The sequence below is a fragment of the Mesorhizobium sp. STM 4661 genome (genome assembly GCF_000359125.1).
Classification (GTDB): Bacteria; Pseudomonadota; Alphaproteobacteria; order Rhizobiales; family Rhizobiaceae; genus Mesorhizobium.
Window position 1 is genome coordinate 66771 of record NZ_CAAF010000019.1, and the last position, 14688, is coordinate 81458.

Below are 14688 nucleotides of genomic sequence, written 5' to 3' on the forward strand. Positions count from 1 at the left end.
ATGCCACCGCCGATCACGTTGAGCGCGACTCTAAACGGAATTGTGACGAAATTGAATGGCGCTCGGCAATATTGGCTGCCGATTGCAACCCTTGGGTCAGAGTCGGTTAATGACCAGGCAGTCGACCATGGCGGCCAGATGCAGGCCGGCGCCGGTGACGACAAAGCCGTGCCACAGCGCATTGTGGAAGCGCAGGCCCTTCCAGGCGAAAAAGATGACGCCGCAGGAATAGACGATCCCGCCGGCAACGATCAGCACGATCGATGTCGGCGGCAATGTCTGAACGAGCGGCTCGACCAGGACGATGCCGCTCCAGCCGATAGCCAGATAGAAGACGACGGCCAGCCGGTCGAAGCGGCCGGGAAGAAGCACCTTGATAGCGATGCCGATCGCTGCGGCAACCCAGACCAGGACGATCATCGAGACGGTCAGCGGCGAGCCGTCGAGCTGGGCAAGGAAGGGCGTGTAGGTCGCCGCGATCAAAAGGTAGATCGCGGCGTGGTCGAAGCGCCGCAATATCCACTTCACCGGTGAGGATATTGGCCAAAGATTATAGGCCAGCGAGACCGAGAGCACGGTGAGCAGCGAGACCACATAGAATGCGGCGGCGATATACTCGCCAGGACCGGCATGAAAGGCGGCCAGCGCCAGCAACGTCGAACCGGCCGATATCGCCAGCACGATGCCCACCGCATGGACGATGCCGTCGGCGATTATCTCGGCGCGCGAATAGTGCCAGCGTCCCATAAAAGGGATTTCGATCTGGGATTCGGGGCCGGCGTTCGTCATAAAAGATCCTGCGTCTCCCTTATCTGGGTGGACGCCGGACAGTATTTCAAGTTTCGGTTGCGGTTTTGCGACTGCGGCGCTTCGGCGCGCCAACTTCGTCAATGCCCAAATCGATGGGCCTAAATCGGCGGGCCCAAATCGCCAGCGATCCAAGATCGTCAGCGTGACGCGATCGGCTTCTTCACTGTCTTCAGCAGCGCGCGCTGGATGATCTCGTTGCCGGCGACGACCGAGCCGCCCTCCAGCATCTCCTGCCCGCCGGCGAAGTCGGAAACGAAGCCGCCGGCTTCGCGGATCAAAAGCAGGCCGGCGGCGATGTCCCAGGCCGAGAGGCCGATTTCCCAAAACCCGTCCATGCGGCCGGCGGCGACGTAGGCGAGATCGAGCGAGGCGGAACCGAGGCGGCGCACGCCCGAAACCTCGGCCATCACATTGCGCAGTTCGACGAGGAAATTACCGTGCTGGCCGCGCCCGAGATGGGGCACGCCGCAGCCGATCACGGCATCGTTCAGCTTCGTTCTGCCGGCAACGCGCAGCCGGCGGTCGTTCATGAAGGCGCCGCCGCCGCGCTCGGCGGTGTAAAGCTCGTCCATCGCTGGATTGTAGACGACGCCGGCGACGATCTGGCCCTGGCGTTCCAGCGCGATCGAGATGGCGAAGAGCGGAATGCCATGCAGGAAATTGGTGGTGCCGTCGAGCGGATCGACGAGCCAGCGGTGCTGGCCGTCATCGCCCGCGACCGCGCCGCGCTCCTCCATCAGGAAGGCATAGCCCGGCCGCGCCTTCGACAGCTCGGTGAAGAGGATGTCCTCGGCCTTGCGGTCGGCCTGGCTGACATAGTCGCCCGGGCCCTTCATCGAGACCTGCAGGTTCTGTACTTCGCCGAAGTCGCGCGACAGCGAGCGGCCGGCCTTCATGGCAGCCTGGACCATGACATTGAGAAGTGCTGAGCGCGCCATTGTGCTTCTTCCTGCCGCCGCGCGTCAGTCCGCGCGGCGCACGTAAGTGATTTCGTTGGTGTCGACGATGATGCGCTCGCCCGAGCCGATGAAGGGCGGCACCAGCACACGGATACCGTTTTCCAGCATCGCCGGCTTGTAGGACGAGGCCGCCGTCTGGCCTTTCACCACCGGGTCGGCTTCGGTGATGGTCAGCGTCACATAGTCCGGCAACGAGATGCCGATCGGCCTTTCGTCATAGAGCTGCACGGTCACCATCATGCCGTCCTGCAGGAAGGCGGCGCGGTCGCCGACGAAATCCTTCTGCAGTTCGAGCTGCTCGTAGCTTTGGGTGTCCATGAACACCAACGCCTCGTCCTGCTCGTAGAGGAAGGAGAAATCCTTCAGATCGAGCCGGATCTGCTCGACGGTCTCGGCCGAGCGGAAGCGCTCGTTGAGCTTGGTGCCGTTGATGAGGTTCTTCAGTTCGACCTGGTTGTAGGCTCCGCCCTTGCCAGGCTTGACGGTATTGGTCCTGACCGCCACCCACAGGCCGCCATCGTGCTCGATGACGTTGCCGGGACGGATTTCGTTGCCATTGATCTTGGCCATGATGATCTTGATCCGGAATGAGATGTTCGCCGAATGGGCGATTTCGGCCCCCAAGACCACAAATCGCCAAAAGAGGCAAGGGAGCGCGGCAAGAGAGGTCTGAACCGCGGCGCCGCTATTTTCCAAGCAAATCTCTTATCCGCGCTACGGCCAAGTGCTTACAATTCGCGGCGTCACGGCAGACGATTGGCCCTCTGCAGCGCCTGCTTGGTCTGGTCGTCGTCCAAGCCTTGCAGAAAATCGTCCATCCGCGGATCGATGAGCCCGGCGCGGCGGGCGACGATGTACCAGGCGCCGGCAAGGATCAGATCCGGATCGGTGCCGATGCCTTCCATGTAGAGTTTGGCGAGCCGGTTCTGGGCGGCGACATTGCCACCCTCGGCGGCCTGCTTCATCCAGCCGAAGCCGGATTTCAGATCGCGTGGACCGCCACGTCCCTCGATCATCCACGCGGCGAGATCGATCTCCGCCGTATCGTAGTTCTGCCGTGCGGCCCGCGCCAGCAGGCCGCGTGCCTGGACATCGTCACGCGGCTTGCCGCCGGCGCCATTGGCATAGATCTGCGCCATTGCATATTGCGCGTCGGCAAGGCCGGTCGCGGCGGCGCGTTCATAGTAGGACGCGGCCTTGGCGAGGCCGGCGTCGCCGGGATCCTGCTTGACCAGCAACTGCGCGAAGTTGAACTGCGCCAGGCGATTGCCAGCCTCGGCGGCCGACTGCATCAGCGCATACGCTTCCTTTTCATCCTTCTTGACGTAGCGGCCGTCGAGCAGCATCAGCGCATACTGGAACTGCGATTCCGGTATGCCCTGCTCGGCGGCCAGCGCGTACCATTTTGCCGCTTCCGCAGCGTTGAGCGGCACGCCGAGACCGCGCGACAGTATCTCGGCCACCAGCGTCTGCGCTGCCGGGTCGCCTTTCTGGGCGCGGACCAAAGCGAGGTTATAGGCCGTCTTGTAAAGACCGCGCTGAAAGGCGCCATAGGCGGGGTCCGACGGTTTGGCGCCGAAACGTTCGGGATTGATGGTGTCGGCCGACGGCAGCGGAGCCGTGGTGGCGGGCTGCGGCAACGGCGTGTCGATCGGCTTGTCCGCGTGCGCGCCGACGTCCGGCTTGGGCTGTGGCAAAGGGATGGTTTCGGCCGCGGCGGCCTGCGCCGTGAGCGCCGCTAGAAAGACGTTGAAAAGGATTGTCCGGAGCAGCACGTCAGTCCTCGAAACGCGGCGCGGTTTCATCGAGCAGAGCGTTGGCGCTGGCGATCGCCGCCTTCGCATCGACGCCATCGGCAAAGACGGCGCTGGAAAGAGCGACGAATTCGGCGCCGGTGGCGGCCACTGCTTCGACAGAGGCAATGTCCGACCCGGCCATGACAATGCAAGGGATCTGGATCACATCCGCCCACCATTGTCCCAGCGACAGGTTGCGCGGGTGCGGCTCCGGCTTGTTATCGTAACCGAAGCGGCCGAAGAAGATATAATCGGGCCTGAGTTCGCCGAGCTCCAGCGCGTCGTCGCGGGTCTTGGCGCCGCCGCAGCCGACCATCATCTTGGCCTGGAAGTGTTCGATCGTCTCGGCGAGTTCCTGCTTGCCGACCTCGACATGGATGCCGTCGGCCTGGACGCGGCCGGCAATACGGGTGTCACCGGCAATGACCACGGCGGCGCCCGCCGCTTGCGCCGCCGGCACGATCTTCTCGGCGAAGGCCTGGAAGGAGGCTTCGTCCATGCCGTTTTCGGGCAGGATCAGCGAGGCGATGTCGCCGCCCTCTAACGCCGCGCCGATGCGCTCGGCCGACACGCCGGGCGGCGCGATCAGCACGATGCGGCAGCGATTTGGAGGCGTTGCGTCGTTCATTGGTCTTCGATCCCGGTTTTCGCCTATGCCGGGCGAAGATGGTTGCATTGCGGCATAGAGCAAAGCGCCCGCCTTGAACAGGCGGGCCGGGATCATTGCGAGGGGCTTGGTTTACGATCGTCGGTTGCCACCAATCGGTGGCTCATCTGACGGTTTCGGTCGGCGCCTTCGGCTTCCACAATGTCCAGCCGAGATTCATGCCGGTCGCCGCGATCAGGATGGCGGCGGCGCCGACGATCTGGGCCGGATGCAGCCTGTGGCCGAAGGCGACGACATCGACCAGGATCGCGACCACGGGATAGATGAAGGACAACGACCCTTGCAGATGGGTCGGCAGCTTCTGGATGGCGCCATACATCAATATGTACATCAGGCCGGTATGAACGACGCCAAGCGTCGCCAGCATGGCCCAGCTCCACGCATCGGCGGGAAGCTGGGAAAAATTGGCGAAAGGCGCCAGCATGACGACGCCGACGCAGACCTGGATCAGGGCGATCAAATGCGGCGGCGTGCCCTTGAGCTTCTTGGTGACGATGGCGGCGACGGCCCAGAAGAAGGCCGCTGCCAGCGCCATCGCGATACCGATGAAATAATCGGCACCGAGACTGCCTGCGCCGGGGCTTGCATCGGGCGAGGCCTGCACGATCAGCAGCATGCCGGCAAAGGCGATGCCAAGCCAGGTCAGCTTGGTCATGGTCAGCCGCTCCGAGAAGAAGAGCACGCCGAAGCCGACCAGCATGAAGGGCTGCGTGTTGTAGACGGCCGTGGCGATCGAGATCGAAGCGCGGGAAAACGAGCTGAACAGCAGCAGCCAGTTGATGACGATCGCCGCGCCGCCAAGGGCGGCAATCGCGACGATGCGAAGCGACAGCCTGCCGCGCAGCAGTCCCATGGTCGCGCAGATGATCAGCAGCGTGACGGCGCCAAAGGCGCAGCGCCAGAACACCACGTCCATGATCGGCTGGCCCGACATGACGACGAACCAGCCGATCGTGCCGAGGATCGCCATCGCGGCCGTCATTTCGATGGTGCCGCGCGTTGTGCTGTCCATAATGATACTCCCGTGAGCCGTGACGGCGGATAATCTCATGCGGCTCAGAGGCTTTCCATGTGTTTCGGCAGGTGATATCTGGTTGTTGCCTAATTAAATAAGGCTGATGCCGCCTATTGCCTGGAAAATGTCAAATGATGGACGATCTTGACCGACGCCTTCTCGAAATCCTGATCAAGGATTCGCGAACCTCGCTGAAGGAACTGGCCCGAGAGGTGGGGCTGTCGTCGCCGAGCGTTTCGGAGCGGTTGCGGCGGCTAGAGGAGCGCGGCGTCATCAGGGCCTTCACCATCGAGATCGATCCGGAAGCGTTGGGTTATCCCCTGCAGGCGATCGTTCGCATCCGGCCGCTGCCCGGCAAGCTGCATATCGTGCAGAAGCTGATCGAGGAAATCCCCGAGTTTGGCGAATGCGACAAGGTGACCGGCGATGACTGCTTTGTCGCGCGGCTGTTCGTGCGCTCGATCGGCGAACTGGACCGGCTCCTCGACCGTATCGCCGACAAGGCCGAAACGAGCACCGCCATCATCAAGGCGCAGCCGATCCGGCGACGTCCACCGCCGCTCGACATGCCAGACATGTGACAGGCTCCGGTGGCATGGCGCACATGTTTGCGGTCGCGGCGTGACCATTTCTGGTCTATTCCAGAATCCGACCTTCCCTCCAGCCTCCTTCCCCCTCCAGCCTCCTTTCCCCATGTCAGGTCTTCTTCTCGATCCCTGGTTTTATGCCGCTGCCATCCCGGCCGTCATCCTGACCGGCCTGTCCAAGGGCGGGTTCGGCGGCGCCGTCGGTCTCATCGGCGTGCCGATGATGGCGCTGGCCATGCCGCCAGTGCAGGCGGCGGCCATCCTGTTGCCGATCCTGTGCCTGATGGACGTGGTCTCGGTGTGGACGTGGTGGGGTGTCTATGACCGCAAGATGCTGGTCGACATGATGCCGGGCGCCGTCGCCGGCATCGGCCTTGGCTGGCTGACGGCGGCCTTCGTCACGGAAGAAATGGTCAGGCTGATCGTCGGAACGGTTGCCATCGTCTTCGTGCTGCGCTGGATCTATGTGCAGATCCGCCACGGCGCAACGCATTCGGCGCAGCCCAATCGCGTGGCAGCCGCCTTCTGGGGCACGATCGCCGGCTTCACCAGCTTCGTCGCCCATGTCGGTGGCCCACCGTTCCAGATCTACGCGCTGCCGATCCGGCTCGACCCCAAGGTGCTGTCGGGCACCAGCGCCATCCTGTTCGCCGCCACCAATGCGCTGAAGCTCGTCCCCTATTTCGCGCTCGGCCAGTTCGACACCGCCAATCTGACCGCCTCGGTGGTGCTGATACCGCTGGCGCCGCTCTCGACCATCGCCGGCGCCTGGCTGGTGCGGCGGATGCGGCCGGAGCTGTTCTATCCGTTCACTTATGCGACGGTAGCCGTCGTCGCGGCCAAGCTTCTGTGGGACGGGATCGCCGGCCTTCTGTGACTTAATGCACAGACTTCAGGCGGCGAAACGCGGCAGGGATCGCTCAGAATTGTGCGAGCCCACCACGCTGTTTCTTGCTATTGTGACACCACCGGAAGGAGTCGGGCGGCATCAATTGGAAACATTGTCGATGATAATGCGTCGATTCCGGGGACCCGGTGGCGGGCCAACCGTCTGAGACTAGAACCCATTCCCGTGACGGGAAAAGGCAATTCGGGGGATACTATGCAAGGGACGGCACGAAATTTCTTTACGCTGGCCATCATCTATTCACTGTGCGGCATGGCCTTGGGGCTGTACATGGCGATCAGCCAGGACCATGGCCAGATGCCGACCCATGCCCACACGATGGTGGCGGGGTGGCTGATGTCGGCGGTGTTTGCTTTTTTCTACCATCTGTTTCCGGCAATCGGGCAAAAGAAGCTCGCCACCGTCCATTTCTGGCTGACGGCCATCAGCGGTATCGGCCTGTTGCTCGGCCTTTATTTCCTGCTTGCCGGCAACCCGGCGATCGAGCCCTTGGTGGCGGTATCCTCGATGGCCTTCTATGCGGGGATGCTGCTGTTCGCTTTCATCGCCTTGCCGGCATTGTGGAAGAGGGAACTCCCGATACGATCCTGACAGGCCGGATTCCTGTGCTGTTACGGCACAGACGGGCGGCGCTCGGTCAAAAAATATTCGCGCTGTTAAGGATTCATTAAGCTTTACAGGCGTTTACTATGTGCATCCAGTGATCTGGATTCTTACCGAGTGGTTGGAGCCACTTTGTTTGACGCCTCCCTGTTAAACTCCTGAGAGCCGCCTTACCCGCGGCTCTTTTTTTGTCCTCGCGGCGCCGTTAACCGTTTGTTAAACATGTGCTTGCCTTCGTCGGCCCCGAAGCGCATTTTCAAGCCTCGGTCATATAGGGTGCGGCGTGACGGCAAGGAAGCCGAATCGGCCGGCTGTAAGGCAAGTGCAGGGGTATCGATGAACGAGATTTCGAGGGGAAGTGCGAAAACCATCAAGCTGGCTGAACGCCGGGTTTTCTCCCAGTCCTTCAAGCCGCTATACCAGGAAGGCATGGGCCTGGTCGAGCAGGCGGCCGAATATCTGGACGGCAAGGGCCGGGCCGAGGCAAGGAAACTATCCAGACTGGCGGCTACGCTCTATGCGGCCGAATCGATGCGGCTGACCACCAGGCTGATGCAGGTCGCCTCCTGGCTGCTTCTGCAGCGGGCGGCCAATTCCGGCGAGATGACGCGCGATCAGGTAGCTTCCGAAAAATCCAAGGTGCGTCTCGACACCGCCTCCGCCCATGATGAAGCGGCAGGCTGGGCTGAATTGCCCAAGGACTTTGTCGAGCTCGTCAATCGTTCGCTGCGCCTGCAGGCGCTGGTGCGCCGCATGGACGAGGAAGTCTATGGCAGCGCGATAGCCGACATGCCGCCGGCAAGCCGCCGCGTCAACCCGGTTTCCGACCAGATCACGTTGCTCAACACGGCTTTTGCCCGCGGCTGACAGGCTGCTTGATAATTCTACTCTGACGGACACCTGACGCGGTTTTCTGCGCTTCCGACGCTCACGGACCAAATGTCCGCTCCGCTCCGGTTCTCGAAAACCACGCCATCTGCCTCGTCAGAGCGAATTCTCAAACAGCCTGTGGGATGTTTGCCAGAGCCCGTTTCTGGTTTGTTCACATTTCGCTGGCATCGCTTTCCGCCGTGGGTACACTTGGCGGATGGGGGAAGCGATTCGCATCATTGGCATCGATCCGGGGCTGAGGCGCACCGGCTGGGGCATCGTCGAGAGCCTCGGCAATTCGCTGCGCTTCGTCGCCTCCGGCACCGTGCGTTCCGACGACAAGGCGGCGCTGGCGACGCGGCTTTGCCAATTGCATGACGGGCTGACAGAAATCCTGCATTCCGCCATGCCGCATGAAGCGGCGGTCGAGCAGACCTTTGTCAACAAGGATGCGGCAGCCACGTTGAAGCTTGGCCAGGCGCGCGGCATTGCCATGCTGGTGCCGGCGCGTGCGGGGCTCGTGGTCGCGGAATACGCACCCAACGCGGTGAAGAAGGCGGTGATCGGCGTCGGCCATGGCGACAAGAAGCAGATCCACATGATGGTCAAGGTGCTGATGCCGAAAGCCATCTTCGACACCGACGATGCCGCCGACGCGCTGGCCATTGCCATTTGCCATGCGCATCACCGGCAGAGCGTCGCCTACAGGCTGGCGCTGGCCGGATAGGTTTGTTCTTGACTTGTTCACGGTACGGCAGTAAGTAATACTTCTGAGGTATTACCATGCGCGTGACAACCAAAGGACAAGTGACCATTCCCAAGGAAATACGGGACCATCTGGGAATCGGCCCGGGCTCCGAGGTTGAGTTCGTGGCTACCGACGATGGCGCCCGGGTTGTGGCCGTGAACGAAAACATTTCCGAAGAAGAGGCTTCTCATCGGTTCAGCCAGGCGCTCGACCGGCTGGCCGGGACACTGGACTTGGGTGGCATGACGACGGACGAGTATATGGAGTGGCTGAGGGGCTCCCGTGAAGATCTCGACGTTGGTTGACACAAATGTCCTGATCGACGTTTGGGGACCAGCCGGGCGGCAGACGAAGTGGTCGGCATCAGTGATCGCCGCATGCCGGCGTGACGGCGCGTTGATTATCAACACGATCGTCTGGTCGGAACTCGCGCCGCTGGCGACGGAAGCGGCACTTCGCAAGGCGGTTGAAACGCTCAAGATGGATCGCGAATTGCTGCCCTGGGAGGCAGCCTTCCTCGCCGGTATCGCTCATTCCCAATACCGTCGCGCCGGCGGTCTTCGCGAACGAACCCTGCCCGATTTCTTCATTGGAGCCCACGCGGTCGTTGCCGGACATCGTCTGCTGACGCGCGACGCCGTGCGCTACCGAAGCTACTTTCCGGACCTCGATATCATCTCTCCTGAAACCCACCCATGAAGGCCCGGGCATGATCGGCAAGCTCAAATGATAGGCAAGCTCAAGGGCACGCTGGACGAAGTCGACGAGGATTTCTGCGTCGTCGACGTGCATGGCGTCGGCTATGTCGCCTACTGTTCGGCGCGCACGCTGGCGGCGTTGCCAGCACCCGGCGAGGCGGTGGTGCTGCTCATCGAGACCTATGTGCGCGAGGACTTGATCAGGCTCTATGGCTTCCAGTCTGTACTGGAACGCGAATGGTTCCGACTGTTGATGAACAATGTGCAGGGCGTCGGCGCCAAGGTGGCGCTGGCGGTGCTGTCGACGATGGCGCCGGCCGACCTCGCCAATGCGATTGCGTTGCGGGACATCGCCATGGTCAGCCGCGCGCCGGGCGTCGGCAAGAAGGTGGCGGAGCGCATCGTCACCGAATTGAAGAACAAGGCGCCGGCCTATGCCGGCGCTGCCTCCGGCACCATCGGCCTGAAGCAGGAGCTCGGCGAGGGCGTAGCGCCAGCGCCAATCACCGACGCCGTCTCGGCGCTGGTCAATCTCGGCTATTCGCGCGATACCGCCGCCAATGCGGTTGCCGCGGCGCTGAAGGCGGCGGGCGAGGGCGCGGATGCTTCGAAGCTCATCCGCTTCGGGCTAAAGGAACTGGCGCGGTGAGATTTGCCAGGAGCAAGAATATGGGCGCATATGCCAGTCTGACTTCCAGAGGGCAGCTCACGATTCCAAGGGATGTTCGCAGCGTGCTTTCGCTCAAGACGGGCGACACGATCGCCTGGACGGTCATGGATGGTCATTTGATCGGAACGCCGCGCAATCTTGAATTTGCCGATCTCGCCGGGTTTCTGGGCGATCCGCCGGGCGGTCGCGCCACGCTGGAGGAAATCGACACCGCTGTAAGGGATGCGGTTGGCCACCATGTTGTCGGGGATGAACCACATGGACAAGAGGGCGCCGCATGAGCCTTTCGCCCCGCCTGATTGCCCCCGACAAGCGCGGCGAGGACGCCGAGCAGACCTTGCGTCCGCAAACGCTTGGCGAGTTTGTCGGCCAGGCGGCGGTGCGGGCCAATCTCAAGGTCTTCGTCGACGCCGCCAAAGGGCGCGGCGAGGCGCTCGACCATGTGCTGTTCGTCGGGCCACCTGGCCTCGGCAAGACGACGCTGGCGCAGATCATGGCGCGCGAGCTCGGCGTTAATTTCCGCTCGACCTCCGGCCCGGTCATCGCCAAGGCAGGCGATCTGGCGGCACTGCTGACCAATCTCGAAGACCGCGACGTTCTGTTCATCGACGAGATCCACCGGCTCAATCCGGCGGTCGAGGAAATCCTCTATCCGGCGATGGAGGATTTCCAGCTCGACCTGATCATCGGCGAGGGGCCGGCGGCGCGTTCGGTCAAGATCGATCTCGCCCGCTTCACCCTTGTTGCCGCCACCACGCGGCTTGGGCTGCTCACCAATCCGCTGCGTGACCGGTTCGGCATTCCGGTGCGGCTCAATTTCTACTCGGTCGAGGAGCTTGAGCAGATCGTGCGGCGCGGCGCCCGCATCTTGCAGATGCCACTCGGCGACGACGGCGCGCTGGAGATCGCGCGGCGGGCCCGTGGCACGCCGCGCATCGCCGGGCGGCTCTTGCGCCGCGTGCGCGATTTCGCCTCCGTCGCCGGTGACGGACATGTCGACCGCAGGATCGCCGACGAGGCGCTGACGCGGCTGGAGGTCGATGCGCTCGGCCTCGACGCGCTCGACCGCCGGTATCTTTCGATGATCGCCAGGAATTTCGGCGGCGGGCCGGTCGGTATCGAGACCATCGCTGCGGGGCTTTCCGAGCCGCGCGACGCCATCGAGGACATCATCGAGCCCTATCTGATCCAGCAAGGCTTCATCCAGCGCACGCCTCGCGGCCGCGTGCTGACGGCCAATGCCTGGCGGCATCTCGGCCTCGACGCGCCGAAGGATCTGGCGCAGCAGCAGATCAGCCTGTTCCAGGAGGACCAGTAAGCTCCCGGCTTTCCTGCTTGGTTCCTGCGCAAAATCTCCTCATCTCGGCCAGCGTGCCGGCGCAATTTCAGGATTTAACGCGAAGTCTCGCCCTGTGGGACCGCCGGTTCCTGGAACAGCCGGAGCTGACTGATGATCTCCAGACGTGGTTTCCTGCGCCTCGTCGGTGGCTCGTTCCTCTCGATGGTGTCGCTCAGCGCCTATGCGGTCGGCATCGAGCCGATGCTTTTGACCCATGTGAAGCGATATTCACTGACGCCACCCAACTGGCCGGCAGGCTTGCGGCTGCGGGTCGTTGCCCTTGCCGACATCCATGCCTGCCGGCCGTGGATGACGCCGGAGCGGATCGCTTCGCTCGCCGAACAGGCGAATGCGTTGCAGCCGGATCTGATTGTCCTGCTTGGCGATTATGCCGCCGGGACACGCTTGGTGTCGGACTGGGTGGATGCGTCGGAATGGGCGCCAGCTTTGTCAGGGCTGAAGGCCCCGCTCGGCGTGTGGGCGATCCTTGGCAATCACGACTGGTGGGAGGATCTCTCGGCGCAAAGGGCCGGAGTGGGGCCAACGCTGGCGCGCAAGGCGATCGAAAGCGCTGGTATCCCGGTGCTGGAGAACGATGTCGTGCGCCTGGAAAAGGACGGGCATGGCTTCTGGGTCGCCGGGCTGGCGGATCAGCTAGCATTGCGGCCAGGCAAAGCCTGGAGCCGCGGCAGATTCAAGGGATTGGACGATCTCAAAGGCACGCTGGTAAAGGTGAGCGATGAGGCTCCGGTCATCCTGCTCGCGCATGAGCCCGACATATTCCCGAAAGTGCCGTCACGCATATCACTGACGCTTTCCGGCCATACCCATGGCGGGCAGGTGCGCCTGTTCGGCTATTCTCCGGTCGTGCCATCCCGGTTCGGCAACCGCTTCGCCTATGGCCATGTCGTGGAGCAGAACCGCAACCTGATCGTGTCCGGCGGGCTCGGCTTCAGCATCCTGCCGGTGCGTTTCGGGATGAGTCCGGAGATTCTTTCGATCGAACTGGGCTCAGTGTGAACCGCTTCAATGAAGCGACTTGATCGCGTCCATCACGTTCGGCTCGGCCTTGTCGCCATCAAAGGCATCGACGATGCCGAAGGCGCCGCCATGGCTCCACACCGACCATGAAAAGCCATGCGCCTCGGCCCGCGCGATCATATCCCTGACATAGGCGGCGCGGTATTGGCCCGGCATCACATAGGCATTGCCGTATTCCTGGCGGATCATGCCGAACTCGCCCAGCGTGATATTTTCCGGTTTTATCCCATTGGCCTTCGCCCAGGCTTCGACGGTCTTGAACGGCGCGTCCATGACAGCGAGCAGCTTTTCGTCCGTATCCATGCTGGCGACCTGCTCGTCGAGATAGGCGAGCAGGCCGTTCTGGCGCGCCCATGGCGCCTCGGCCTTGATCCTGGCGCGGATCGTGTCGAGCGTCACGTCGAGCTCAGCACGCGGCACGGCGGTGAGCGGATAGGGCAGGCCGGTGACATAGGGGATGAAATCGCCGGCCCAGGTCGCGCCCTGATGGGTGAGCAGGAACGGATCGTAGGAATGGAAGGTCCAGATGATGTTGTCGTCGGGGATCGCCTTCGGATCGATCCTGGCCAGTGATGCCGCATTAGAGTAGCAGGCGCCGGTCAGGATCAGGGTCAGCTTCGTCGCCGACGCACGCGCCGCCGCGAACAGTTTTTGCTGACGCTCCGGCCAGAGGCTGGTGCCGTCGCTGTCGCAGTCGACGATCGGCTCGTTCATCGGCTCGAAGGCGACCTTTGTCGGGTCTTCCGCGGCCAGCGTGCGCGCCATCTTGCGTACCATATCGACATAGGCTTCGAAGGTCCGCGGGTCTTCCATCACCTGGCCCATGCCGATCTTGCGGCTGCCGCCGGCCGGGACCAGATGCATGTCGACGATCACCTTCAGCCCGGCACCATTGATCATGCGCACCGAGTCCAGCACGCTGGCATAGAGGTCGTCGCGCAGGGCCAGCGTCTCGCCGGACAGGAAGGGCGACGGGTCGACCGGCATGCGCAGGAAATCGAAGCCGGCGCTCTTCAGCGCCTTGAGATCGCTCTCGTCGAGGAATTTGCGCCATTCCGGATAGGGCAATATGGCCTGACGGTCGCCCCATTTGTCCTCGCCCGGCCATGTCGTCCACTGGTCGAGGTTGAGGCCGCGCTTCATCGAAAAGCTTGCGGCCTGGCCGGGCAACGCCAGTGCGCCGAGCGCCAGCAGCGCCGCCATCAAGGTCTTGATCATCGCCGTCAACAGTGCCATCGGGTTCCTGCGCCCACACTAATGCGTGTCGCCCAAAAGTGTGTCGCGGTTTTGGGACAACGACACGCATGGAAACAATCACCTAAAGCGCGTCGCGCTTTAGGTGCCCGCTCGGGCCAGAAAAGGAAAGCGCGATGGACGATCATGGTGAATCGGCGGCGCTCTCCGCCGGGCTTTCCGGGGCACTGACCGAGTTCGGCCACCGGCTGATGGCGCGGGTCTATTACGCCGACACCGATTTCTCCGGCGTCGTCTACCACGCGCGCTATCTCGAATTCTTCGAGCGCGGCCGTTCCGACTATCTCAGGCTCGCCGGCGTCCATCACACCGAGCTTGCGGACGGCAAGCATGGCGAACGAATCGTGTGGGTGGTGCGGCGCATGGAGATCGATTTCCGCTCGCCGGCCCGCATGGACGACATCCTGACTATCGATACACACACCGAGAATATTTCCGGCGCGCGCATTTTCATGGCGCAGCAACTGAAGCGCGGCGGCGAGGTGCTGGTCGAGGCGCGGGTCGAGGCGGCGATCATCGGCGAGAACGGCCGGCCGCGTCGCTTCCCCAGGGAATGGATCGCGGCCTTCATGCCCCGAGCCGCTGGCTAAAACGCATTCCCTGAACGGCGGCTGGCGCCGGAGGCGCGGCAATGCGCCGCGCCATGGGTCCTAACCCATCCTTAACCATAACGGTTCATGAAGAGACTGGTGAAGATTGGAAGAATCCACGCGCCTTCCTTTCA

At 62.9% G+C, this 14688-nt stretch carries 19 protein-coding genes; 12 read left to right on the forward strand and 7 right to left on the reverse strand.

The window, feature by feature from the left end; translation table 11 throughout:
• Window positions 1–96 precede the first annotated feature (96 nt).
• The 6 genes from MESS4_RS05900 to MESS4_RS05925 all read right to left on the reverse strand — a co-directional run bounded on the left by MESS4_RS05900 (window position 97) and on the right by MESS4_RS05925 (window position 5244).
• Window positions 97–789, reverse strand: coding sequence for a hemolysin III family protein (locus MESS4_RS05900; protein ID WP_006327678.1), 693 nt, complete (start codon window positions 787–789; stop codon window positions 97–99).
• A gap of 158 nt (window positions 790–947) precedes the next feature.
• On the reverse strand, window positions 948–1748 hold the full coding sequence (locus tag MESS4_RS05905) for an inositol monophosphatase family protein (protein WP_006327683.1): 801 nt from the start codon (window positions 1746–1748) through the stop codon (window positions 948–950).
• Window positions 1749–1772: 24 nt separating this feature from the next.
• On the reverse strand, window positions 1773–2339 hold the full coding sequence (gene efp / locus MESS4_RS05910) for an elongation factor P (protein WP_036240784.1): 567 nt from the start codon (window positions 2337–2339) through the stop codon (window positions 1773–1775).
• 173 nt (window positions 2340–2512) lie between these two features.
• Window positions 2513–3544: a tetratricopeptide repeat protein gene (locus MESS4_RS05915; protein ID WP_006327685.1), complete on the reverse strand. Its 1032-nt coding sequence runs from the start codon at window positions 3542–3544 to the stop codon at window positions 2513–2515.
• A gap of 1 nt (window position 3545) precedes the next feature.
• On the reverse strand, window positions 3546–4193 hold the full coding sequence (locus tag MESS4_RS05920; protein ID WP_006327686.1) for a thiamine phosphate synthase: 648 nt from the start codon (window positions 4191–4193) through the stop codon (window positions 3546–3548).
• 142 nt (window positions 4194–4335) lie between these two features.
• Window positions 4336–5244, reverse strand: coding sequence for a DMT family transporter (locus MESS4_RS05925; protein ID WP_006327687.1), 909 nt, complete (start codon window positions 5242–5244; stop codon window positions 4336–4338).
• Window positions 5245–5378: 134 nt separating this feature from the next.
• On the opposite strand from MESS4_RS05925, the gene MESS4_RS05930 reads away from it, so the two are divergent.
• The 11 genes from MESS4_RS05930 to MESS4_RS05980 all read left to right on the forward strand — a co-directional run bounded on the left by MESS4_RS05930 (window position 5379) and on the right by MESS4_RS05980 (window position 12689).
• Window positions 5379–5828: an Lrp/AsnC family transcriptional regulator gene (locus MESS4_RS05930; protein ID WP_006327691.1), complete on the forward strand. Its 450-nt coding sequence runs from the start codon at window positions 5379–5381 to the stop codon at window positions 5826–5828.
• Between the two features lie 112 nt (window positions 5829–5940).
• A complete protein-coding gene (locus tag MESS4_RS05935; protein WP_006327693.1) occupies window positions 5941–6711 on the forward strand; it encodes a sulfite exporter TauE/SafE family protein in 771 nt (256 codons plus the stop codon).
• 225 nt (window positions 6712–6936) lie between these two features.
• The gene (locus tag MESS4_RS05940) at window positions 6937–7332 is read left to right on the forward strand and encodes a hypothetical protein (RefSeq protein ID WP_006327697.1); all 396 of its coding nucleotides are present in this window, start codon (window positions 6937–6939) and stop codon (window positions 7330–7332) included.
• Between the two features lie 348 nt (window positions 7333–7680).
• The gene (locus tag MESS4_RS05945; RefSeq protein WP_006327701.1) at window positions 7681–8211 is read left to right on the forward strand and encodes a DUF1465 family protein; all 531 of its coding nucleotides are present in this window, start codon (window positions 7681–7683) and stop codon (window positions 8209–8211) included.
• Window positions 8212–8431: 220 nt separating this feature from the next.
• Window positions 8432–8941, forward strand: coding sequence for a crossover junction endodeoxyribonuclease RuvC (gene ruvC / locus MESS4_RS05950; protein WP_006327703.1), 510 nt, complete (start codon window positions 8432–8434; stop codon window positions 8939–8941).
• 56 nt (window positions 8942–8997) lie between these two features.
• Window positions 8998–9267, forward strand: coding sequence for an AbrB/MazE/SpoVT family DNA-binding domain-containing protein (locus MESS4_RS05955; RefSeq protein ID WP_006327708.1), 270 nt, complete (start codon window positions 8998–9000; stop codon window positions 9265–9267).
• Window positions 9245–9661 (forward strand): type II toxin-antitoxin system VapC family toxin, encoded by a 417-nt coding sequence (locus MESS4_RS05960; RefSeq protein WP_006327709.1) that lies wholly within the window; start codon window positions 9245–9247, stop codon window positions 9659–9661. Before MESS4_RS05955 ends, MESS4_RS05960 begins: the two co-directional genes overlap by 23 nt.
• 27 nt (window positions 9662–9688) lie before the next feature.
• Window positions 9689–10309, forward strand: coding sequence for a Holliday junction branch migration protein RuvA (gene ruvA, locus MESS4_RS05965; RefSeq protein ID WP_006327710.1), 621 nt, complete (start codon window positions 9689–9691; stop codon window positions 10307–10309).
• Window positions 10310–10329: 20 nt separating this feature from the next.
• The gene (locus tag MESS4_RS05970) at window positions 10330–10611 is read left to right on the forward strand and encodes an AbrB/MazE/SpoVT family DNA-binding domain-containing protein (RefSeq protein WP_006327711.1); all 282 of its coding nucleotides are present in this window, start codon (window positions 10330–10332) and stop codon (window positions 10609–10611) included.
• Window positions 10608–11648: a Holliday junction branch migration DNA helicase RuvB gene (gene ruvB / locus MESS4_RS05975; protein WP_006327712.1), complete on the forward strand. Its 1041-nt coding sequence runs from the start codon at window positions 10608–10610 to the stop codon at window positions 11646–11648. Before MESS4_RS05970 ends, ruvB begins: the two co-directional genes overlap by 4 nt.
• A 132-nt stretch (window positions 11649–11780) precedes the next feature.
• Window positions 11781–12689 carry a metallophosphoesterase gene (locus MESS4_RS05980; RefSeq protein WP_006327713.1) on the forward strand — a complete coding sequence of 303 codons (909 nt, stop codon included), beginning with the start codon at window positions 11781–11783 and terminating at the stop codon, window positions 12687–12689.
• Window positions 12690–12695: 6 nt separating this feature from the next.
• Here the strand turns inward: MESS4_RS05980 and MESS4_RS05985 are convergent, their stop codons facing one another.
• Entirely contained in the window at window positions 12696–13946 is a 1251-nt protein-coding gene (locus tag MESS4_RS05985) for a cellulase family glycosylhydrolase (protein WP_006327714.1), read from the reverse strand.
• A 134-nt stretch (window positions 13947–14080) separates the two neighbouring features.
• Between MESS4_RS05985 and ybgC the strand changes: the two genes are divergently transcribed.
• Entirely contained in the window at window positions 14081–14554 is a 474-nt protein-coding gene (gene ybgC / locus MESS4_RS05990; protein WP_006327715.1) for a tol-pal system-associated acyl-CoA thioesterase, read from the forward strand.
• Window positions 14555–14688 lie beyond the last annotated feature (134 nt).